At 47.3% G+C, this 21594-nt stretch carries 23 protein-coding genes; all 23 read right to left on the bottom strand.

The genetic code is table 11. The features are described 5' to 3' along the window. Window positions 1–45: 45 nt before the first annotated feature. Entirely contained in the window at window positions 46–327 is a 282-nt protein-coding gene (locus tag NYE62_RS08190) for a FlhB-like flagellar biosynthesis protein (protein WP_014417762.1), read from the bottom strand. Continuing rightward, window positions 324–2030 carry a glycosyl transferase gene (locus NYE62_RS08185; RefSeq protein ID WP_342497355.1) on the bottom strand — a complete coding sequence of 569 codons (1707 nt, stop codon included), beginning with the start codon at window positions 2028–2030 and terminating at the stop codon, window positions 324–326. The genes NYE62_RS08190 and NYE62_RS08185 overlap by 4 nt, the downstream gene beginning before the upstream one ends. Window positions 2031–2046: 16 nt before the next feature. Beyond that, entirely contained in the window at window positions 2047–2814 is a 768-nt protein-coding gene (locus NYE62_RS08180) for a ribonuclease HII (protein WP_144664701.1), read from the bottom strand. Between the two features lie 72 nt (window positions 2815–2886). Then, on the bottom strand, window positions 2887–3735 hold the full coding sequence (gene ylqF, locus NYE62_RS08175; RefSeq protein WP_007409766.1) for a ribosome biogenesis GTPase YlqF: 849 nt from the start codon (window positions 3733–3735) through the stop codon (window positions 2887–2889). 142 nt (window positions 3736–3877) lie between these two features. Then, on the bottom strand, window positions 3878–4225 hold the full coding sequence (rplS, locus tag NYE62_RS08170) for a 50S ribosomal protein L19 (protein WP_003154288.1): 348 nt from the start codon (window positions 4223–4225) through the stop codon (window positions 3878–3880). Window positions 4226–4365: 140 nt separating this feature from the next. Then, window positions 4366–5097, bottom strand: coding sequence for a tRNA (guanosine(37)-N1)-methyltransferase TrmD (trmD, locus tag NYE62_RS08165; RefSeq protein WP_095060046.1), 732 nt, complete (start codon window positions 5095–5097; stop codon window positions 4366–4368). Continuing rightward, window positions 5094–5618, bottom strand: a complete 525-nt coding sequence (gene rimM / locus NYE62_RS08160) for a ribosome maturation factor RimM (protein WP_003154290.1) — start codon at window positions 5616–5618, stop codon at window positions 5094–5096. The genes trmD and rimM overlap by 4 nt, the downstream gene beginning before the upstream one ends. A gap of 4 nt (window positions 5619–5622) precedes the next feature. Further along, window positions 5623–6009, bottom strand: a complete 387-nt coding sequence (locus NYE62_RS08155; RefSeq protein ID WP_003154291.1) for a YlqD family protein — start codon at window positions 6007–6009, stop codon at window positions 5623–5625. A 90-nt stretch (window positions 6010–6099) separates the two neighbouring features. Continuing rightward, the gene (locus tag NYE62_RS08150; RefSeq protein WP_007611392.1) at window positions 6100–6345 is read right to left on the bottom strand and encodes a KH domain-containing protein; all 246 of its coding nucleotides are present in this window, start codon (window positions 6343–6345) and stop codon (window positions 6100–6102) included. Further along, window positions 6345–6617, bottom strand: a complete 273-nt coding sequence (gene rpsP, locus NYE62_RS08145; protein ID WP_003154296.1) for a 30S ribosomal protein S16 — start codon at window positions 6615–6617, stop codon at window positions 6345–6347. The genes NYE62_RS08150 and rpsP overlap by 1 nt, the downstream gene beginning before the upstream one ends. 105 nt (window positions 6618–6722) lie before the next feature. Further along, window positions 6723–8063: a signal recognition particle protein gene (gene ffh, locus NYE62_RS08140; RefSeq protein WP_007409763.1), complete on the bottom strand. Its 1341-nt coding sequence runs from the start codon at window positions 8061–8063 to the stop codon at window positions 6723–6725. A 13-nt stretch (window positions 8064–8076) separates the two neighbouring features. Then, complete coding sequence (locus NYE62_RS08135) at window positions 8077–8409, bottom strand: putative DNA-binding protein (protein ID WP_003154299.1); 333 nt, start codon at window positions 8407–8409, stop codon at window positions 8077–8079. An 85-nt stretch (window positions 8410–8494) separates the two neighbouring features. After that, window positions 8495–9301 carry an aminoglycoside phosphotransferase family protein gene (locus NYE62_RS08130; protein ID WP_342497354.1) on the bottom strand — a complete coding sequence of 269 codons (807 nt, stop codon included), beginning with the start codon at window positions 9299–9301 and terminating at the stop codon, window positions 8495–8497. An 83-nt stretch (window positions 9302–9384) separates the two neighbouring features. Further along, a complete protein-coding gene (gene ftsY / locus NYE62_RS08125; protein ID WP_003154301.1) occupies window positions 9385–10374 on the bottom strand; it encodes a signal recognition particle-docking protein FtsY in 990 nt (329 codons plus the stop codon). A gap of 19 nt (window positions 10375–10393) precedes the next feature. Beyond that, window positions 10394–13954, bottom strand: a complete 3561-nt coding sequence (smc, locus tag NYE62_RS08120) for a chromosome segregation protein SMC (RefSeq protein WP_342497353.1) — start codon at window positions 13952–13954, stop codon at window positions 10394–10396. Window positions 13955–14055: 101 nt separating this feature from the next. Continuing rightward, entirely contained in the window at window positions 14056–14805 is a 750-nt protein-coding gene (gene rncS / locus NYE62_RS08115; RefSeq protein ID WP_007409760.1) for a ribonuclease III, read from the bottom strand. A gap of 139 nt (window positions 14806–14944) precedes the next feature. Then, window positions 14945–15178 (bottom strand): acyl carrier protein, encoded by a 234-nt coding sequence (gene acpP / locus NYE62_RS08110; RefSeq protein ID WP_003154310.1) that lies wholly within the window; start codon window positions 15176–15178, stop codon window positions 14945–14947. Window positions 15179–15262: 84 nt separating this feature from the next. Then, window positions 15263–16003, bottom strand: a complete 741-nt coding sequence (gene fabG / locus NYE62_RS08105) for a 3-oxoacyl-[acyl-carrier-protein] reductase (protein WP_003154312.1) — start codon at window positions 16001–16003, stop codon at window positions 15263–15265. After that, a complete protein-coding gene (fabD, locus tag NYE62_RS08100; protein WP_144464373.1) occupies window positions 15996–16949 on the bottom strand; it encodes an ACP S-malonyltransferase in 954 nt (317 codons plus the stop codon). Before fabD ends, fabG begins: the two co-directional genes overlap by 8 nt. Before the next feature lie 18 nt (window positions 16950–16967). Further along, the gene (plsX, locus tag NYE62_RS08095; RefSeq protein WP_007409758.1) at window positions 16968–17966 is read right to left on the bottom strand and encodes a phosphate acyltransferase PlsX; all 999 of its coding nucleotides are present in this window, start codon (window positions 17964–17966) and stop codon (window positions 16968–16970) included. A gap of 13 nt (window positions 17967–17979) precedes the next feature. Next, window positions 17980–18546 carry a transcription factor FapR gene (gene fapR / locus NYE62_RS08090; RefSeq protein WP_003154320.1) on the bottom strand — a complete coding sequence of 189 codons (567 nt, stop codon included), beginning with the start codon at window positions 18544–18546 and terminating at the stop codon, window positions 17980–17982. Between the two features lie 106 nt (window positions 18547–18652). Beyond that, on the bottom strand, window positions 18653–20701 hold the full coding sequence (recG, locus tag NYE62_RS08085) for an ATP-dependent DNA helicase RecG (protein ID WP_040238168.1): 2049 nt from the start codon (window positions 20699–20701) through the stop codon (window positions 18653–18655). Continuing rightward, window positions 20679–21581, bottom strand: a complete 903-nt coding sequence (gene sdaAA / locus NYE62_RS08080; protein ID WP_012117539.1) for an L-serine ammonia-lyase, iron-sulfur-dependent, subunit alpha — start codon at window positions 21579–21581, stop codon at window positions 20679–20681. The genes recG and sdaAA overlap by 23 nt, the downstream gene beginning before the upstream one ends. Window positions 21582–21594: the final 13 nt, after the last annotated feature.

The raw sequence follows: 21594 nt of genomic DNA, 5'->3' as shown, positions 1-21594 counted from the left end.
TATTGAAAATATAAATTTAAACGGAGTCCGGGAAATGAATGGCCCTTATTTTTCGTTTTTCAGGGTTTCGTCCAGTCTGTAAACAAATGAAAAAATTTCGGCAACGGTTTCATAGAGCGCCTCCGGTATCTGATCATCAACCGTCAAATGGCGCATTAATTCGACAAGGGTTCTGTCTTCCTGAATGGGGACCCCAGCCTTCTCAGCTTCTTTTATAATATTTTCCGCCACGTGCCCCCTGCCTGTTGCGACAACCTTCGGGACTTGGTCTTTCTGCCGGTCGTAATGCAGGGCGACAGCTCTTCTTAACGGCGTTTGCTCTTTCATATTTTCACATCCACTTTTCTTCCGCCGTCTTTTTCTATAAACTCTTCCACAAGAGCGCTCTGGTCTTTCGGGCGCCGTTTTTTAGCCGTGACGCCTGACAGGCTGAAGCCCGTTTCTTTTATGGCTTCTTTTAAAGCCGGTACGAGAGGGTCGATGGCCGCCTGAAGCTCAAAATCAGTCTCAACCGTAATGGTCATTACATTTTGCTGAATCATGCAGTCCACAACGGTTTCTTGCAGTGTTTCAAGATGCAGCAAAAACAGGAGCCTGCAATGTGACGGATCGAGTTTTCCGTCCGGCTTCTTCCGTCCTTTAAAGAGAACTGTGATGTCATTCTCATACGCGGACGCTCCCAGCGGAAATGACAGCACCATCTGCGTAAAAGAAGGGTTATGCTGCTCAATAAACAGCTGGCCGTTTAATTTATGAATAAGCGGTTCCGCCTCTTGTTTAACGGATTGGGGCGCTTCTTGAAGCGTCCGGACGGCTTGGAGGGCCGTTTTCAGCGCTTGTTTCTCCGGCTGCGGAGACACGCCTTTTTCAAGCGCTGTAATGAATGATAATTCATCACGCGTGCCCAGTCCTTTTTTGATTTTCTGCAAAAGGCTTAATACATCATGTTTTTCCGCATATTTCAATTCGGTGAGCTGAGCGGCTTTTTCGAAAACAGCCGTCTCCTGTTCTGTCAGATGTACGTTTTGAAGAACAGGTGCTGCTTTAAATGTTTTTTCTTCTTGAGAAATGAAAGCCTTAATGATCTCCGCCGTTACTTTTACGGGACGGTTTTCAGTTTTTTCTGCCGATGTCATTAATTTCTCTATAATCTGTTTTGCTGTTTTTTCAGGCAGTTCCGTATCTGTCCGTGCACTCGGAGGAGAAGATTGGCTTGAGACTGCCTTTCCGTTTTCACGAGTCTCTCGGACAAATGGTGATTGTTTTAATTCCGTCCGTTCTCCTTCATGCATCAGCCCGGTTTCTGAGAGCGGCATGCGTGCAGCCTCGGCAAGCTTCTTCAAGAGACGTTCTGCATGAAGATCCGTTTCCGCGTTTAACACGTCAGAAACCGCTTCTTTGAGCACAGACAGCTCTTTTGCCGATTGCGGATCCTGATTGATTGCCTGAAGCAGTCCTGAGAGGAGGCGCCGGGTCGGAACCGGATATTTAACGGCATGAATGGCTGACAAGACTTCCGGATGTGCGGGCATTTCCCGTTTCAGCGCAAATACGATTGTTTCCGCCGCTTTTTTCAATTCGGCGGCCGGAAGCGATTCAGCCCAGCGGATGCAGGCTTTGAGGCTGTTTTCCGTCATCGGCAGCTTCTGCTGCATAAACGTTTCGGCAATCTGCAGAGACACAGGGCCTGGTTTGACGGAAAGAGCGTTTAACAGTCTTCCCGCCGCTTCCTGAACAGTTTTCGGGCTTCCTTCGAATTGGTCAATGACATGAAGCCGGCCCGTTTTTTCCGCCGGCTGTTTGTCATAAGAAAACCAGTAATACGCCTGCGGACGAAGGGCGGTTTCAAGTTTTCCCTGCATCGTCCGGCCGCCGATTTGGATAAGAGCGCTTTGATCGTCCAGCAAACGGAGAACCTTCCCTAACAGCAGCCTTTGAGCGCCGCTGTCTTTACCGCCGTCTTGCCGGTCCGGAGGGATTTCCGCCGTCAGCTGTCTGAAAGCCGCTTGGATTTCGCCGCTTATGTTCATGTCTTAAGCCTCTTTTCTAACAATAAGATTGAACGGGAGCGAACGTTTTTCGGTGAATAGTTGTCGGTCCGTATGCCTGAAGAGCTTCAAGATGTTCTTTCGTTCCGTAGCCTTTATTTTTTTCAAAGCCGTACATGGGGTAGGCTTTGGCGTACTCAGCCATGAGACGGTCCCGCGTTACTTTTGCTATGCAGGCTCCGGCGGCAATTGACACGCTTTTGGCATCCCCTTTTATAACTGATGACTGCGGAATGTCAAGCGGAAGGGTCATGGCATCAACAAGCAGATAATCAGGTGTTTCCGTTAAAGCATTGACGGCTTTTACCATCGCCAGTCTCGCGGCCTCATAAATGTTGATCCGGTCAATGACGTCCGCATGGACAATGCCGACTCCTACAGCCGCCGCTTCTTCCGTGATCCGGCTGTAATACTCCTCGAGCTTCTTTTCCGACAATTTCTTCGAGTCCGTGAGACCGAGAATCTCGCATTCTGCCGGCAAAATGACGGCGCCGGCGACAACCGGTCCGGCAAGCGGCCCTCTTCCGGCTTCGTCAACACCCGCAATCAAGCGGAAGCCCTTTTTGGATGACAGTCTTTCGTATGCCGTCATGTTCAGCCATTGCTCTTTAAGAGCTTTTTCCTTCGCGTGCTTTTTCAGCCATTGCTCTAAAAGCGTCTGTACGCTTTTTCTCGGGTCTTTCTCACATTGGGCAAGGAAGGGGTCGCTTTCGTCCCTGACCTCTTGCAGGCGTTCTTTTACGCTTTTTACGGTTAATGTATTCACGTTCTCTTCTCCCTTACATTATGTATATCGGTATTCTGCGGAAAAAATAAAGACCCGCATCGCTGCGCGTCTTTATTCTGATGGTGTTTCAAATGAAAGCCTGCCGAATTTTTCCGTCCGGATGTCCCGAATGATGACTTCCGTTGTTTTATCATAGTCAACCATTCCGCCGCCCATCAAACAGCCGCGTTTTTCACCGATCGCGTCGAAAAGAGCGGCGATATCCTCAGGGATTTCCTGAAGTCCGTAGCGCTCCTTCAAACGGTCGGGATAATGCTCTTCCAGAAAGCGCAGCCCGAAGACGGCCACATCCTGCAGGTTGATAATCGTATCTTTAATCGCCCCGGTGATCGCCAGGCGCAAGCCGACAAGCTCATCTTCAAATTTAGGCCATAAAATTCCCGGTGTATCGAGCAGCTCTAATTCCTTGCCTACCTTTACCCACTGTTGTGAAGTGGTAATGCCGGGCCTGTCTCCCGTCTTGGCAATGTTTTTCTTGGCCAGCCGGTTAATGAGCGTAGATTTGCCGACATTCGGAATGCCGATGATTAATGCGCGGATTGCTCTTGGCCTAACGCCTTTTGCTTTCATTTTATCGAACTTATCTTTCAGCAGCTCTTTTGAGGACGGCACGATTTGATGCAGTCCCTGCCCGTTAACGGAGTTTATTGAAAGAGAGGGAATGCCCTGTTCCTGAAAGTGGTCCTTCCACTGGGCAGTCACAGCCGCATCCGCCTTATCGGCTTTATTTAAAAGCATAATGCGCGGCTTATTTTTTAAAATCTCCTCAATCATCGGATTTCTCGATGACATCGGGATTCTCGCATCCACCAATTCGTATACGATATCAATTAATTTCAGTTTTTCTGTTACTTCCCGTCTCGCTTTAGCCATATGGCCCGGGAACCATTGAATGGTCATGTGACTTCGACACCTGCCTTATTTACCGGAACCGGATGTTCCGATGATCTCTTATGTATTTTACGTTGCTTGTTCTGCTTTTACAAATTTCATATAAAAAAAGAGCCTGTTACGGGTAACAAGCTCTTTTCGTTCGTTATCATTATCGTCTGATTTCTTTAATACGAGCCGCTTTTCCGCGAAGTTCACGCAGGTAGTAAAGCTTAGCGCGACGTACTTTACCGTAACGTACAACTTCGATTTTCGCGATTTTTGGTGTGTGTACAGGGAATGTACGTTCAACGCCAACACCGTAAGAAATCTTACGAACTGTGAACGTTTCGCTGATTCCACCACCACGACGCTTGATCACAACACCTTCGAAGATCTGGATACGCTCACGGTTACCCTCAACAACTTTTACGTGTACACGTAAAGTGTCACCAGGACGGAACGCAGGAAGATCAGTGCGAAGCTGTTCTTTTGTGATATCTTGAATTAGTTTTTGCATCGTTTTCAACTCCTTCCAACAGATGCTCTTGGCCACAACTGCAAGGCACAGCGGAACATCGTTTTCAAGCTTCTGAAGGATAAGCCTCCTTAAGCCACAAGTAGTATCTTATCATATCTTCATCGCCTGCGCAATAGAATCTATTCGTTTTCCCACTCGGAAATCCATTTTCTTTGTTCATCAGTGAGAGGATAGTTTTCAAGAAGATCCGGACGTCTTAAAAAGGTTCTTCTGATTGATTCTTTATTGCGCCATTCTTGTATTTTGGCATGGTTGCCCGACAAAAGGGTCTCAGGCACTTTTAAGCCTCTATAATCTGCAGGCCTCGTATAGTGCGGATGCTCTAAAAGCCCCGTGCTGAAGGAATCCTCCACGTGGGATGCTTCTTTTCCGAGGACGCCCGGCAAAAGCCTGACAATGCTGTCGGCGATCATCATGGCAGGGAGCTCTCCCCCGGTCAGCACAAAGTCCCCGATGGAGATTTCATCAGTGACAAGATGTTCCCGGATCCGTTCATCATACCCTTCATAATGTCCGCAAATAAACATGAGATGTTCCTCTTCCGCCAGCTCTTCGGCTTTCTTCTGCGTATAACGCTCACCTTGCGGGCAGACGAGAATAATGCGCGGCTTGGCGTCCGTACCGGCTGTCAGCTTTTCAACCGCATCAAATACGGGCTGCGGCTTTAACACCATCCCGGCTCCCCCGCCGTACGGGTAATCATCAACCGTTTGGTGTTTATTATCCGAAAAAGCCCGGAAATTGATAACGTCAAAACGGACAGCCTCTTTTTCCTGTGCTTTTTGCAGAATGGATGAGCCGAGCACCCCTTGAAACATTTCGGGAAACAGTGTTAAAAAGTCGATTTTCATTCGTCTATTAACCCTTCCATTACATGAATCTTAATTTTCTTCTCATTTATATTAATATCCTTTACCACAGAAGCAATATACGGAATGAGCGCATCTTTTTTGCCTTTTCTTGCAACCACCCATACGTCATTAGCCCCGGGCGTCAAGATTTCCTTCACTGTGCCGATCAGTTCCCCGTCTTCTGACACAACCTCGCAGCCGATGATTTCATGAAAATAAAATTCATCTTCTTCAAGCTCTCCCAAGTCTTCTTCAGGGACTTTGATCACCATGTTTCTCAGGTGCTCGACTTCATTGAGACTCGGCATTTCTTTGAATTGCAGCAGGTGAAACTGCTTGTGAAGCCTGTGGGCGCTGACCGTTACTTTGATTGGCTCCGCAGCCCCTTCCGCAAACAAATAGAGCGTATTGCCGGGCTTGTACCGTTCTTCGGCAAAGTCCGTTTTAGAAATGACCCGCACTTCGCCTTTAATGCCGTGGGTATTTACAATTTTGCCTACATTAAACCATCTGTTTGTCATATTATCACCTCGGGCGGATTTCAATTACTACCCCGTCTTTTATGACGATGGTATTTGCCGCTGTTTTTTCATGCCAGTTATCACCGACGTTGATTGAAAGCAGCGCATCGATCTCCTTTTCCTTCACTTCGCTTCCAAGCGGGAGCGACTCTGTCTGGCTTATTTGGAAATCGATCATTTTGATTTTGTCTTGTCTTTTCTCAATGGCTTTTTTAAAAGATTCCGCTACATCGGGATTCTGCTGATCTTTTTCATGTTTTCTAAGCTGAAAATAGAGCTGGCTGCATTCTCGTTCAAGCGTTTGCTTTTTTTCTGCAAAAGAGGCCAAAAGCTTTTCCTTGCTTTGCTCGGTCAGAACCTGCATAACGGTTACCCTGTGAATAATCTGCATAGGACCAGACTCCCCACTCTTCCAACATATTTCTGTTCATTTGCCTTTTTTACGTGTAAAAAAAGGGGAGGTGCCGGCCCTCTCCCTTTTTCAGTCAAATATTTCAAATTGAACTTTCTTAGAAGACTGTGCGCCAGCTGCAAAAACGACGGTTCGAATCGCTCTTGCAGTCCGGCCTTGCTTTCCGATAATCTTACCGGTATCTGACTTATTGACAGATAAGCGCAGCGCAATCTTTTGATCAGTCTCTTCCTTTGTGACCGTTATGTCTTCCGGATGGTCGACAAGCGGAGCCACAATGCTGACAATCAAATCTTCCAAGTTCTGATCAGTCATTACTTGCCTTGTTTAGCGTTGTGGAATTTTTCCATAATTCCTTGGCTTGAGAACAAGTTGCGGACTGTATCAGAAGGTTTAGCTCCTGTTTGAAGCCATTTAAGAGCAAGCTCTTCGTTGATTTTCACTTCAGCCGGCTTTGCAACCGGATTGTATGTGCCGACTGTTTCGATGAAACGGCCGTCACGCGGTGAACGAGAATCTGCTACAACAATACGATAGAAAGGAGATTTTTTTGCTCCCATACGTTTTAAACGAATTTTTACTGCCATTTTACTAGCACCTCCGAAAATATTTCAACAAGATAGTATATTAACAATGATAAAAGTGTTTGTAAAGTGTTTTTTCTTAACAACGATTTTATCATGTATAACCGATTACATAAAAGGTAATTTAAAGCCTTTTTTCTTCCCTTTTGTCATGTTGGTCATCTGCTTCATCATTTTTTTCATTTCCTCAAACTGCTTTAAAAGACGGTTGACTTCCTGAACGGATGTTCCGCTTCCTTTGGCAATCCGCTTCCGCCGGCTGGCGTTAATGATATCCGGCTGTTCTTTTTCAAGAACAGTCATTGATTTAATGATCGCTTCCACATGATTCAGCTGTTTTTCATCGACTTGGATGTTTTTTAAGCCTTTCATTTTGCCTGCGCCGGGCATCATTTGCAGCAGTTCGTCAAGAGGCCCCATGTTTCGGACCTGGCCGAGCTGCTCCAGAAAATCATCCAATGTGAAGCTCATCGTTCTCATTTTCTGCTCAAGCTCTTTGGCTTTGTCTTCATCAACGGTCGCCTGAGCTTTTTCAATCAGCGTCAGCACGTCACCCATTCCGAGAATCCGGGATGCCATCCGTTCAGGATGGAACGCTTCAAGAGCATCGAGCTTTTCTCCCATTCCGGCGAATTTAATCGGCGTTTCGGTGACCGCGCGGATAGAAAGCGCCGCACCTCCGCGGGTATCCCCGTCAAGCTTTGTTAAAATGACACCCGTTAAACCGAGCTGGTCATTAAAGCTTTTGGCGACGTTTACCGCATCCTGACCGGTCATTGAGTCGACGACAAGGAAAATTTCCTCAGGATTTGCGACTTCCTTTACGCCGGAGAGCTCATCCATCAGTTCATGATCGATGTGCAGCCGTCCGGCGGTATCTAAAATCACATAATCATGATGCTCTTCCTTCGCTTTTTCAATCGCCTGTCTGGCAATTTCCACCGGGCTGACCTGATCGCCAAGCGAAAAGACCGGCATATCAAGCTGTTTCCCCAGGGTTTCCAGCTGTTTAATCGCGGCGGGGCGGTAAATATCCGCAGCCACGAGCAGCGGTTTGCGGTTATGTTTTTTGCGCAGCAGGTTGGCAAGCTTCCCCGTGGTTGTCGTTTTACCGGCACCTTGGAGCCCGACCATCATAATAACGGTCGGGGGGCGTTTGGCGACGGCAATTTTGCTTTCTTCGCCGCCCATCAGCTCGGTAAGCTCTTCTTTTACGACTTTAATAACCTGCTGACCGGGTGTCAGACTCTGCATAACGTCCTGTCCGACAGCCCGTTCACTTACTTTTTTCACAAAATCCTTTACGACTTTAAAGTTAACGTCAGCCTCAAGAAGCGCAAGACGAACTTCACGCATCATCTCTTTTACGTCTTGTTCGCTGACTTTTCCTTTTCCGCGGATTTTTGAAATCGTCTTTTGCAGTCGGTCGGCTAATCCTTCAAATGCCATTGTTTGCCGCCTCCTAATCTAATTTCTCAAGCGCTTCAATCAGAGCCGTCATTTTTTCCTCTTCCTGCAACCCGGAAGCAAGCTCTTTCAGCTTTGTAAACATTTCTTTACGCTCCTGAAACTTTTTAAAAAGGAGCAGTTTTTCTTCATATTGTTCAAGCATCGCTTCAGTCCGTTTGATGTTATCGTAAACGGCTTGCCTTGAAACGTCATATTCTTCGGCTATTTCACCAAGGGAGAAATCGTCCAGATAATAAAGCGACATATAGCTCTTTTGTTTTGACGTCAGCAACGACTGATAGAAGTCAAATAAATAGTTCATTCTCGTCGTTTTTTCGAGCGACATTTGAGCTCTCCCCTTTGTTAAGTCAAATCCCTTTACAAAAACTTAGTTTACATGGTTTCAGAGCGTGTGTCAAGTTTTTATCTTGTCAAAGCAGGATGCTCTTTTTACATAATAAGTTTTTTAAAAAAAATTCATATAGACCGTCGTTAAAATACTCGAATTCTTGTTTTGATACACGATAGCGGCAATAGCCTTCGTAAAAAGCATTGAGGCATGCTTCATTTGTGACAAAATGACTGATCGCTAATGATTCATCATATCGCGGATCTCCCGCCGATATTCCCGCAGCATCGATAAACAGATAGACCTCTCCGTCTTTCACCAGCACATTATCAGTCGTGCAGTCACCGTGTATCATTGTCTGCTGAACAGGCACAGGCCTGTCCCTGTCCAATTCCTTCAAAAGCTCTGCACTTCCTTCAGCCTGTCCTTTTTTGACATATTCCCCGGCTCGTTTGATTTGCAGATCGAGCCAGTCTGATTCCGGCTGTAAACCAGGGACCATTTCGGTTTCATGCAGCCGTTGCAGAAACCGGCCGAAACTTTTGATCAGCTTTTTCTCTTCGGTATCCCCTTTTGCTTTTCTTAAAGCCGAAGTCAGGGTGATTCCATCCTCAAATGACATGATGATATGGCTGGCATGCTGTTCCTGTATCATCCCATAATAAATAGGAACAGGCAGACGACGAGTTTCCGTCAGTTTTTGTAAAACGAAGGCTTCTCTCATTAACCATTCCCGATACTTCTGTTGAAAAGAACTTTTCAGCAGAAATGCGTCTTGGCCGGTCACTATTTTTCGAACGGTTGAAGTGCCTCCCTGTTCATCCAACAGCGACATATGGTTTATCGCGCCGATCTTACTTTCCAATTCAGCTTGCAGCCATTTGTCCAACAATTGCCCCCTCCATTCCGATCTATCAATGCGTATAAAAAAACGAGTATAAAACCGTCCATTTTATACTCGTTTTTTATTCATTAATCCTCGGCTTTTTCAACTAAATCAGAAAAGAGACCGTATACGTAAGATTCTGCATCAAACCGCTGGAGATCGTCAACCTTTTCTCCGAGGCCGACCAGTTTCACGGGGATGTGAAGCTCGTTGCGGATCGCCAAGACGATACCGCCTTTTGCGGTGCCGTCAAGCTTCGTTAACGCGATACCCGTCACATTCGTCGCTTTGGAGAATTCTTTCGCCTGCGCCATCGCATTCTGGCCTGTCGTCGCATCAAGCGCAAGGAGAACCTCATGCGGAGCCTCAGGCACTTCGCGTTCGATGACGCGTTTGACTTTTTCAAGCTCTTTCATTAAGTTTACTTTATTCTGAAGGCGGCCGGCCGTATCACAAATCAGCACATCCGCTCCTCTTGCTTTAGCCGCGTGTACGGCATCATAAATAACCGCAGCAGGGTCGCTTCCGGCAGCCTGTTTAATGACAGGCACGCCTGTACGCTCCCCCCACACTTCAAGCTGTTCAATCGCCCCGGCTCTGAAGGTGTCTCCGGCAGCGAGCACAACGGATTTGCCTTCATTCTTCAGCTTATGGGCAAGTTTTCCGATTGTTGTCGTTTTTCCGACGCCGTTTACCCCGACAAGCAGAATAACGTTCAGGCGCCCGTCCTGAATATTTAATTCAGAAATCTGTTCGTCGCCGCTGTTATAAATGTCGACAAGCTTTTCAGAAATGACGGACTGCACTTCCTGAGGATCCTGGATGTTTTTCAGCTTCACTTCTTTTTTGAGTTCATCAATCAGCTCCATAACGGTTGTAAAACCTACGTCAGCGCCAATCAGCACTTCCTCAAGCTCCTCGAAGAAATCCTCGTCGACTTTCCGGTAGCGGGAGACGAGTTCGTTCACTTTATTCGAGAAGGAATTTCTTGTTTTTTCAAGACCATCTTTAAATTTTTCAGAGACGGAGTCTGTCTGTTTCGTGATTTTCTCTTTTAATTTTTTAAAAAAGCTCATCTTTCAACCTCTTTCCTCGTTACTGAACGAATTCTTTTGTTTCTTCCAGTTTGACCGAAACCATTCGGGAAACGCCGGATTCCTGCATCGTAACACCGTAGAGGACATCCGCTTCTTCCATGGTGCCTTTTCTGTGGGTGATGACGATAAACTGGCTGTCGCTGCTGTATTTTTTTAAATATTGCGCAAACCTGAATACATTGGCTTCATCAAGCGCAGCTTCCACTTCATCAAGGACGCAGAACGGCACGGGCCTTACTTTCAGAATGGAGAATAAAAGGGCAATGGCAGTCAGCGCCCGTTCTCCCCCTGACAAAAGATTTAAGTTTTGCAGTTTTTTGCCCGGAGGCTGCGCGATAATGTCCACCCCGGAGTTAAGAAGATCATTCGGATCAGTCAGCTTCAGTTCAGCCCGCCCTCCTCCGAATAAAGAACGGAACACGTCGTTGAATTGAGAACGGATCTGGATAAACGTTTCATGGAATCGCTTCGTCATTTCAGAATCCATTTCTTCAATGACTTGAAACAGTGTGTTTTTCGCTTCCGTCAGGTCATTTTTCTGCTCTGTTAAAAACTGATACCGTTCGTTTACTCTTTCAAATTCATCGATGCTGCCGAGATTGACCGTTCCGAGCTCTTCAATTGAAAGCTTGATCAGTTTGACCCGTTTTCTCGCCTCTTCAGGCTCGAGTTCAAGCTGATATTGTTCTTTTGCCCCTTCAAAGGATAAGCTGTATTCCTCGCGTAAATACTGCAAGAGATTATCAAGCTCGACTTCCATCCGGCCGAGTTTTACCTCTTCATCTTTCAGAATTTCCGTTTTTTGCTTGTACAGACGCTTCATCTCTTTCAGCTCAAGCTCGTTCGTATCAAGAGCCCGCTGGAGCTTCACACGCTGGTCGCGCCGGCTGGCGATCAATTCGATCGTTCTCGTTTTATCGTGAAGCTTGTGATGGGCTGCTTCTTCAAGCTGCTCCTCACCACTTGTGCTGGACGTCATCTCTGAGGTCAGGAGGCTTAAATCTTCCCGTGTTTCTTTCAGAGCGAGCTGCGTTTCCTCAAGCTCTTTTTTCAGCCTTTTGAGATTGTCTTCTTCACTCGAGCACGCCTGTTCTTTTTTCGCAGCGGCCACTTTACATTCCGTCAGTTCATGAGAGAGCGTTTCTTTTGTTGAGGATAGGGTCTGCTTTTGTTTTGTCAGCATTTCCATCTCTTCCTCAAGCTCTTTCAGCTGGCCGGATGCCTCACTCAGCTGTTCTTCCAGAGCTGATTTGCGCGTCTCTTTTTCCCGGCTGCTTTCCGTCAGTGATGCTTTCTCCTGATCGTAAAGCTCCAGATGGGTATTGATGTTCTTTTCAGCGACTTCGAGTTCATACAGCCTGCCTTTTACATCCTGCTGCTTTGTTCTGAAAGTTTCACCGTCTTCACGGAGACCGCTCAGCGTATGTTCAAGCTCTTGAATGGCCTGCTTCAGCGTTTTGACCTCTTTTTCGAGCAGTGCTGTTTTTTCTTCCATTTCGGCAAGCCGCGCAGTCACCGTCTCAAGCTCACGGCTTCTGCCGAGCAGAGAATTGTTTTTCTTTTTGACCGCGCCGCCTGTCATTGATCCGCCTGGATTGACGACATCGCCCTCAAGCGTCACGATGCGGTAGCGGTGCCCGAGAAGCTTGGCCAGTTCATTCGCGCCTTTTAAATCTTCAGTGATCAGCACGGTGCCGAGAAGGTTTTGAATGACATTCCGATACGCCGCATCATATGTGACAAGCCCGCTTGCTGTGCCAAGGAAAGACGGATGCTTCTGAGCCGTCTGTTCATCACGGGTTTGAAGCTGGCGCGGTTTCATAACCGTAAGCGGCAGGAACGTCGCGCGGCCGAAGGAATTCTGTTTTAAATATTGAATCGCTTTCCGCGCCGCCTGCTCATCGTCTGTGACAACGTGCTGCGCCGCTGCGCCGAGTGCAATCTCGATCGCCGTTTCATATTTTTGTTCGGTGGCAATCAGTTCGAGAACGGCGCCGCGGATGCCGCCGAGCTGCTCTTTCTGCTTCAGCACTTCTTTTACGCCTTGGTAAAATCCTGAAAAATCGCCTTGCATCGTTTCAAGCATATCTTTTTTGGATCTGGCCTGCTGGACGAATTGATATGCCTGATACAGCGCAGATTCTTTCTTTTCATATTGGCGTTTTTTCTGTTCATATGCTGTCTGGACTTCGCGAAAGCGGACGACCTGATTGTGAATATCCTCTTCAACGGCGGCCAATTCTTCTTCGCACGCCGCTTTGCGGACTGCAATATCGTTACGTTCTTCAAGATATTTTTCATTGTTTGCTGTCAGTCTCGCCTGCTGGACCGCAGATTGGGACATCTGGTCATCTAAAAGCTGCAGCTCGTTGCGAATCGACGCCTGGCTGTTTAACAATTCAAAGTAATCGCTTTTTAATTGTTCGATTTTGTCTTCTACATTTTCATTATGCAGACTGAGAGCCTGCTGCTTTTCTTTCACCTGGGCGTTTAACCGCTTCACTTCCGCACGAAGTTTATCATAGACGGCAGACTGTTTTTCAATGTCCGCTTTCAGTTCGGCTTCTTTGTTCGTGTAATGTGTAACGGATTCCTCAAGCTGTTCCCGGTTTTGCGCGGCGTTTTTTTTGCGCTCTTTCAGCACTTCTTTCCGGCCTTCCAGCTTTTCCAGCTCTTCACTTGTCACGAGCAGAACCTGCTGCAGTTCGTTGACGGATTCATCAAGCGCATGGATTTTATCTCTCGTCTCTTCTATCATCGCTTCTTTTGCGGACAGAGCCGATGATTCCGCCAATTCTTCTTCTTTAGCAGCCTGCACCTTGTCTTTTAAACCCGACCATCTGCCATGCAGTTCTTCGATGTCAAAGGCGGTAAGGGCGATTTCGACATGCTCAAGCTCTTTCTTTTTTTCTAAGTAGTCTTTGGCGATTGATGCCTGGATTTTCAGCGGTTCGACCTGATCTTCAAGCTCGTGGAGAATATCTTCCACCCTGTTTAAGTTATCCTGCGTCTCAAACAGTTTGTTTTCCGCTTTTTTCTTTCGTGTTTTATATTTCAGCACACCGGCCGCTTCTTCAAAAATACTGCGGCGGTCTTCCGCTTTGCTGCTGAGAATCTCTTCGACTTTCCCCTGGCTGATAATAGAGAATGCTTCTTTTCCGAGCCCGGAGTCCATAAATAAGTCAATGATGTCTTTCAGGCGGCACTGCTGATTGTTGATGAGAAATTCACTTTCTCCGGAACGGTACACCCGTCTCGTCACGCTGACTTCGTGGTAATCGATCGGGAGAAAATGATCTTCATTATCAAGCGTTAACGTGACTTCGGCAAGGTTCAGCCGCTTGCGCGAATCACTTCCCGCAAAAATGATATCTTCCATTTTTCCGCCCCGAAGCGAGCGGGCTGATTGTTCGCCGAGCACCCAGCGGATGGCTTCGGTAATGTTGCTCTTTCCGCTGCCGTTCGGACCGACAACGGCCGTGACGCCTTTTACAAAGTCAACGGATATCCGTTCTGCAAATGATTTAAATCCTATAACGTCTAAACGTTTGAGGAACATCCCAGATCCTCCTTATCGTATAAGTATCTCAATATTATCATAATCACCCGCTTATATCAGGCGCAGACATACTGAAATCCCCCTAGGGATACAGGGGGATTTTATTGTTTCGTATGATGTTTTTGCAATTTTGCAAGAGCTTCCTGTGCCGCATGCTGCTCGGCTTCTTTTTTAGAACGTCCGTTCCCGATACCGAGCGCCTCACCTTTAAGAGAGACTAGCGCCTCGAATTCCCGGTTGTGGGCAGGCCCTTTTTCATTGAGAATTTTGTACTCAAGCGATCCTTTTCCGTCCCGCTGTACAAATTCTTGAAGCTGGCTTTTGAAATCCATCACATGAGAAAAAGCACCATCGTTTATTTTAGGGAACACGTACACTTTCAGGAATTGCTGAACCGGGTCAAGGCCCTGATCCAGATACAGTGCGCCGATAAACGCTTCAAACACATCCGCTAAAAGCGCAGGACGCTTTCTGCCGCCCGTCATTTCTTCTCCTTTTCCCAAGAGAACAAGATCGCCGAATGACAATTCATGGGCAAGTGAGACGAGTGACGGCTCGCATACGATAGCGGCTCTCAGCTTCGTCAAATCTCCTTCACTCATGGCCGGGTATTTGGCAAATAAGAATTGGGAGATCGTCAGTTCCAAAACAGCGTCACCTAAAAATTCAAGCCTTTCATTGTCTTCATACGGCTTTTTCCGATGCTCATTCACATAAGATGAATGTGTAAATGCTTGATACAAAAGTTTCTCGTTTTGAAAATGAACCGAAATCCGTTCTTGGAACTCTTTAAATTGCTCTATTTTTTTATAGAACTTTTTTTTATCTTTAAAATGTGAGTGTTTTGACATAGTAACCTCCATAGGCACATCAGGTTCACCGCGCTCCCCGCCCGTAAACGGAATCGGCAGCGCGTACAGCGTCAGACGCCGGTAACCGAACGATTAAAGGGCTAAAGCCCCGCTGTCAGGCGGGACTTTTAGCATCAGCTTATTGCTGGTTTTGTATGTAGTTCACAGCGTCGCCGACTGTTGCAATCTTTTCAGCATCTTCGTCAGAAATCTCCATATCAAACTCGTCTTCAAGTTCCATAACAAGCTCAACTACATCTAGGGAATCAGCACCTAAGTCTTCCTTGAAAGAAGCTTCAAGTTTGACGTCAGCTTCATCAACGCCAAGGCGGTCTACGATGATTTTCGTTACACGCTCTAATGTATCTGCCATAGCAATTCACCTCCCCTCAAGTATTATAGAGGATTCGTTTTTAAAAAACTAGAGAAACTAGGATGAAATTTTAAAAACAAATCTTCACATCACCATTCCGCCGTCAATATGAAGGGTTTGGCCCGTCATATAACGCGATCCTTCAGAAGCAAGGAACGTAACAACGCTGCTGATATCGGAAGGATCACCGAAACGCGCGAGCGGAATCTGCTTCAGCATTTCATCTTGGACTTCTTTAGAAAGCTTGTCCGTCATATCTGTGGAAATAAAGCCCGGAGCAATGGCATTGACCGTAATATTTCGGCTCGCAAGCTCTTTGGCTGATGACTTCGTTAAGCCGATTACACCGGCTTTTGCCGCCACATAGTTCGCCTGGCCGGGGTTTCCGCTGACGCCGACGATTGATGATACGTTGATAATCCGGCCGGAGCGCTGTTTCATCATCTGTCTTGTCACGGCTTTCGTGCAGTTGAATACACCTTTTAAGTTAATGTTAATGACGTCATCCCATTCATTTTCTTTCATTCTCATCAGAAGATTGTCTTTTGTGATCCCCGCATTGTTCACGAGAATGTCGATTGAAGAAAATGCAGCGACAGCCTCTTTCATCATGTTTTGTACTTCTTCGGAATTTGATACATCGGCTTTTACCGCGATCGCGTTTCGGCCCAAAGATTTGATTTCATCTACGACTTCGTTCGCTTTCGCTTCATTCCCGGAGTAGTTGACTACTACGTTACAGCCGTTTTTCGCAAGATCAAGCGCGATCGCCCGCCCGATTCCGCGGGACGCTCCCGTTACTACTGCTGTTTTTTCATTAAGCATCCTGATTCTCCTCCTTCAGCGCTTGAATCGCCAGTTCGATGGTTTCATGGTCAGAAACCGCGATTGTTTTAAGGCGGCGGTTCACTTTTTTCACAAGGCCTGAAAGCACTTTTCCGGGCCCGATTTCAACAAACGTCGTGACGCCTTCGTCAATCAGTTTGTTAATGGTTTCTTCAAAGCGAACAGGTGAATACAGCTGTTCGATCAGTTTTTTCTTGATATCGTCTTTTTCTGTCATAACGTCAGCCGAAACGTTTGAAATCACGGGAACAGCCGCATTTTTTAACTCACAGGCGCTGAGCACCTCCTCGAGTTTTTGCGCTGCCGGCTTCATTAATTCAGAATGGAACGGTCCGCTTACTTCTAATGGGATTGCCCGTTTTGCTCCGTTGTTTTTCGCTTCTTCTGAAGCCAGCTCCACGCCTTTTGCCGTTCCGGAAATGACGATCTGGCCGGGGCAGTTCAGGTTTGCAAGCTGTACGAGATGTCCGTTTTCCGTCACTTGATCCGTTACCTTTTTCAAGGACTCCGCATCCATTCCGAGAATAGCGGCCATGGCGCCTTCTCCGGCCGGCACGGCTTCATTCATGAATTCTCCCCGTTTTCTTACCGTGTAAACGGCATCTTTAAATGTCATCGCTCCCGCCGCAACAAGCGCCGAATATTCTCCGAGGCTGTGGCCGACGGTGAAATCAGGCGTAATGCCGGATTCTTTAAACTTTTCCAATACGGCGATGCTTGTTGTCAACAGCGCGGGCTGCGCATTGTATGTAAGGGTTAATTCTTCGGCGTCGCCTTCAAAAATGAGCGAGCTCAGCTTTGTTTCAAGCGTTTCATCCGCTTCATCAAAAATACGTTTTGACGCTTCTTCGCGTTCGTACAGGTCTTTTCCCATACCGATATATTGTGATCCCTGTCCGGGAAATAAAAATGCAATCTTACTCATGATGCGGTAACCTCCAGACTACTCATCTGTTTTTTCTTCTTTTACTTCTTCTTCTATAAATGCGGCCACGTTTTGGCTGACCATTTCTCTCGCCTGGCGCAGCGCATGGTAAACAGCGCGTGCGTCAGAAGAGCCGTGCGCTTTAACGACGGGCGCTTTCAAACCGAAAAGACTCGCTCCGCCGTACTCAGAATAGTCCATTTTCAGTTTCATTTCCATCAGCTTCGGCTTCAGCACTCCCGCTGCGAGCTTAGAAACAAAACTTGAAGTCAGTGTATCTTTCAGCATTTTGAAAATCGATAACGCTGAACCTTCCAATGTTTTCAACGTGACGTTGCCCGTAAAGCCGTCTGTGACGATGACATCAGCAGCGCCTTCGAGCAAGTCTCTCGCCTCAACGTTTCCGACAAAATTCACGTTTGTTTCTTTTAATAGTTCAAACGTCTTTTTTGTCAGGTCGTTTCCTTTCTTTTCTTCCGTGCCGACATTTAACAATCCGACGCGGGGCGAGCTGATTCCGAGAACCTGCCGGGCATATACAGATCCCATAATTCCGTACTGGACGAGATGCTCCGGTTTGGCATCGACATTGGCTCCCACGTCCAAAAGAAGGAAACCGTCGCCTGAAACGGTCGGAAGCGTCGGCGCAAGCGCAGGCCGGTCGATTCCTTTAATTCTGCCGACGATAAACAGTCCCGCTGTCATGAGTGCGCCCGTATTCCCCGCTGAGATGCAGGCGTCCGCTCTGTTTTCAGCCACTTCCTGCGCCATCAGCACCATAGAAGAGTTTTTCTTTCTGCGTACGGCGCGGACCGGTTCATCCGTCGGTTCAATCACTTCATCGGCGTGCAACACAGTGATGCGGTCTGATGTTGTTGGCAAGTGTGATTCTATCGTTGTCTTGTCACCGACCAGCGTAATATGAAGATCGTCAAATGCCTCAATACTCTTCATTACTCCGTCAATAACAGCTTTGGGTGCGTTGTCGCCCCCCATTGCATCTACAGCTATTCTCATGCATGCTCCACCTTTATGATTGTTTTGAACGGTACATGTCAAAGCTGCCGGAGAACACGACTTCTTCTCCCACATAGCTGTTGACTTCAACTACCGTTCTGCCTTTTTCTTTTTCGACTGCCGTCACTTTGGCTTTCGCAACGACGCGCTCGCCTTCTTTCACCTGTCTTGTAAAGCGGATATTTGCGCTTGCGGTCAGCGCCAGCTCATCATCAATGACGGCTACGGCGAGTGAGTTCGCCTGCGCAAACAAATGATGCCCCCGCGCAATTTGATTGCGGCTGAAGACATGCTCGCGTCTTACTTCTAATATGGAAATGGCCTGGCCGTCAAGCTCCAGATCAATAATTTCACCGATCACTTCGTCTAAAGACAGTGATTTCACTTCATCATCAAGCGTTTGTTCTGCCACGTTTTTAATTCTTTCCCTCAGCTCCGGTATTGAGAGCTCTAAGCGGTCTAAACGGATCGTCTGAATGCTGACGCCGAATTTCCCCGCTAATTCTTCATCTGTGATGAAGGGTGTCGATTTGATCGTCTGCTGCAATAATTTTTGGCGTTCTTTCTTGCTTCTTCTCATCTGTAAACACCATCCGGACAATTAAGACTAGGTACTAATAGTAGTATATAATCTCATAGATTGGAATGCAATGATTGTTTTTTGAAAGCCGCCGAAATTTGCAGAATCAGCTTAATTTCTCCCCTTCCAGGACGCCGCTTGAAAGTAATTGACCGCGCAGCATGCGGTATTCGTCATCTTTCCAAAAAGCCTCTGAAGACACCAGATTGGCCGCATCCTGGCGGGCCGTCTCCAAAGCTCTGTAGTCATGAACCATATCCGCCACCTTGAACTCGGGCATACCGCTCTGTTTTTTTCCGAAGAAATCACCGGGGCCGCGCAGTTCAAGGTCCTTTTCAGACAGCTCGAAGCCGTCGTTTGTCTCCGACATGATTCTCATCCGTTCCTTCCCGGTTTCGGATTTCGGATCTGCCATCAAGATGCAGAAAGATTGGTGGTCTCCCCGCCCGACCCGGCCGCGGAGCTGATGGAGCTGAGATAACCCGAAACGGTCGGCGTCATAGATGACCATAATCGTCGCATTCGGCACGTTCACCCCGACTTCTACGACAGTTGTTGACACAAGTACCTGACATTGATTGGCGCTGAATTCTCTCATCACCTGATCTTTTTCATCAGAATGGAGCTTCCCGTGCATCAGGCCGACATTCCATTTACCGCGGTAAACGTCAGACAGCATGTTATATACGTCAATCGCATTCTGTACATCCAGTTTATCCGACTCTTCAATGAGCGGGCAGATAATATAGGCTTGCCTTCCCTGCTTCAGCTCTTTTTCTATAAAAGCCAAAATCCGCTCCAGCATGTCGTGTTTCACCCAATACGTTTCGATTTGTTTTCGCCCCGCGGGCATTTCATCTATTACGGAAACATCCATTTCTCCGAAGACGGTAATGGCCAGCGTTCTCGGAATCGGGGTGGCTGTCATAAACAGCACATCCGGATCCTGACCTTTATTCTTGAGTTTTTTGCGCTGTTCGACCCCGAACCGGTGCTGCTCGTCCGTAATAACAAAGCTCAGCGCTTTAAATTCCACTTCATCCTGGATTAAAGCATGGGTCCCTACTAAAATATCAATCTCTCCGAGAGCAAGCCGCTCCAAAAGCTCCCTGCGCCGCTTTCCTTTGACAGAACTTGTCAAAAGCGCGATATTTACATCTTCATTTGCAAACAACGATACGAGAGAATCTGCATGCTGTTCGGCCAAAATTTCAGTCGGCACCATTAATGCCCCCTGATACCCCGACAGAATCGCAGCGTACAAAGCGATGGCGGCGACGGCCGTTTTCCCTGATCCGACATCACCTTGCAGCAGACGGTTCATTCGGTAAGGGGATGTCATATCAGCGGTAATTTCCCGAAGCACACGCGTCTGTGCGGTCGTGAGCGAAAACGGCAGGCTGTCTGTGAAAGCGGCGAGCTTTTCAGCAGGAAACACATGGCTGATGCCTTTTGACTGTTCCCTTTCCGCTTTACGGAACGCCTGCATTTTCAGCTGAAATAATAAGAATTCTTCGTAAACAAACCGGCGTCTTGCCTGCTGTAACGATTCCCTCGTTTCAGGCTGATGCATCGTCTGCAGGGCATGTTTGTAATCAGGCAGCTTGTAGCGGATTCTCAATTTTTCAGGAAGCGGATCAGCCGCACTGTCCAAATGATGCTGCAGCGCTTCCTTAATAAACCGTCTCATCATTTTTACGGTGACGTTTTCTTTAACGGAATAAACAGGCTCAATGCTTTTATCTTCTTGATGAGGACCGTTTTTTAATTCCTGCACGGAAACGGTCTGTCTGTGTTTATCCCATTTCCCGGATATCGTGACGACAGAACCTAACGTCAGTTTCTTTTTTAAATAGGGACGGTTAAAGCAGACCGCGGTAATTAAATAATTGCCGACAAGCACCCTGAATGTCAGCCTGTTTCGTTTTTTGCCGTAATAGGTAAGAGAAGGTTCTGAATGAACCTTCCCTTCTACCGTCACTCTTTCTTCATGTTTTACTTCCTCTAAATCCCTCAGCTCATAGTCGTCATAACGGTAAGGGAAATAATTCAGAAGATCAGAAATGTCATAGATACCAAGTTCGTGCAATGTTTTTTCTGTTTCCGGCCCAATGCCCTTAATTTCCGCTATACTAGTTTGCTGATGGTGTGTCACTTGATTTCAGCGCTCCTCCGAAAATTTTTTTCTCTAATTCTCTTCCCGTCGGTGTCGCGGCTAAACCGCCTTGTCCCGTTTCTCGCAGTGCTGTCGGCATTGTCTGGCCGATTTTGTACATCGCGTCAATCACCTCATCGCAAGGAATGCGGCTTGTAATCCCGGCCAGCGCCATATCCGCCGCGATCATTGCGTTGGATGCTCCCATTGCGTTTCGTTTGACACACGGCACTTCTACCAATCCGGCGACCGGGTCACATACGAGACCGAGCATATTTTTCAGTGTAATCGCCATTGCTTCCGCTGATTGCTGAGGCGTTCCGCCCGCCATTTCCACAATCGCAGCCGCTGCCATGCCTGATGCTGACCCGACTTCCGCCTGACAGCCTCCTGCCGCTCCTGAAATACTCGCATTATTTGCTACGACAAAACCGAACGCGCCGGCTGTAAACAGAAAACGGATCATTTGTTCTGTCGTAGGGTGCAGCTTATGCTTTACGGCGAATAACGTTCCCGGCACGACCCCGGCAGAGCCGGCGGTCGGTGTAGCGCAGATCGTTCCCATCGCCGCATTGACTTCATTTGTCGCCACAGCTTTAGAAACGGCGTCTAAAATCAGATTGCCCGACAGGCTTCTTCCCGATTGGATATATGCCTGAAGTTTCACGGCATCTCCGCCTGTTAAACCGGTCTGACTCGTGACGCCCTTCAGCCCTTTTTCAACAGCTGCTTCCATGACGGAGAGATTGCGCTCCATTCCTTGAAAGATTTCTTCCCGCGTTTTTTGCGTCACTTCCATCTCTTGGGTGATCATCACTTCCGAAATCGGAATTTGTTTTTCTTGAGTGATTTCTATTAATTCTTTTACATTACGAAACATGTCATTTTCCTCC

The organism is Bacillus sp. FSL K6-2861, assembly GCF_038630725.1.
Classification (GTDB): domain Bacteria; phylum Bacillota; class Bacilli; order Bacillales; family Bacillaceae; genus Bacillus; species Bacillus velezensis.
Note: the sequence above shows the minus strand (reverse complement) of the source record. Positions and strands in the feature narration are given on the sequence as shown.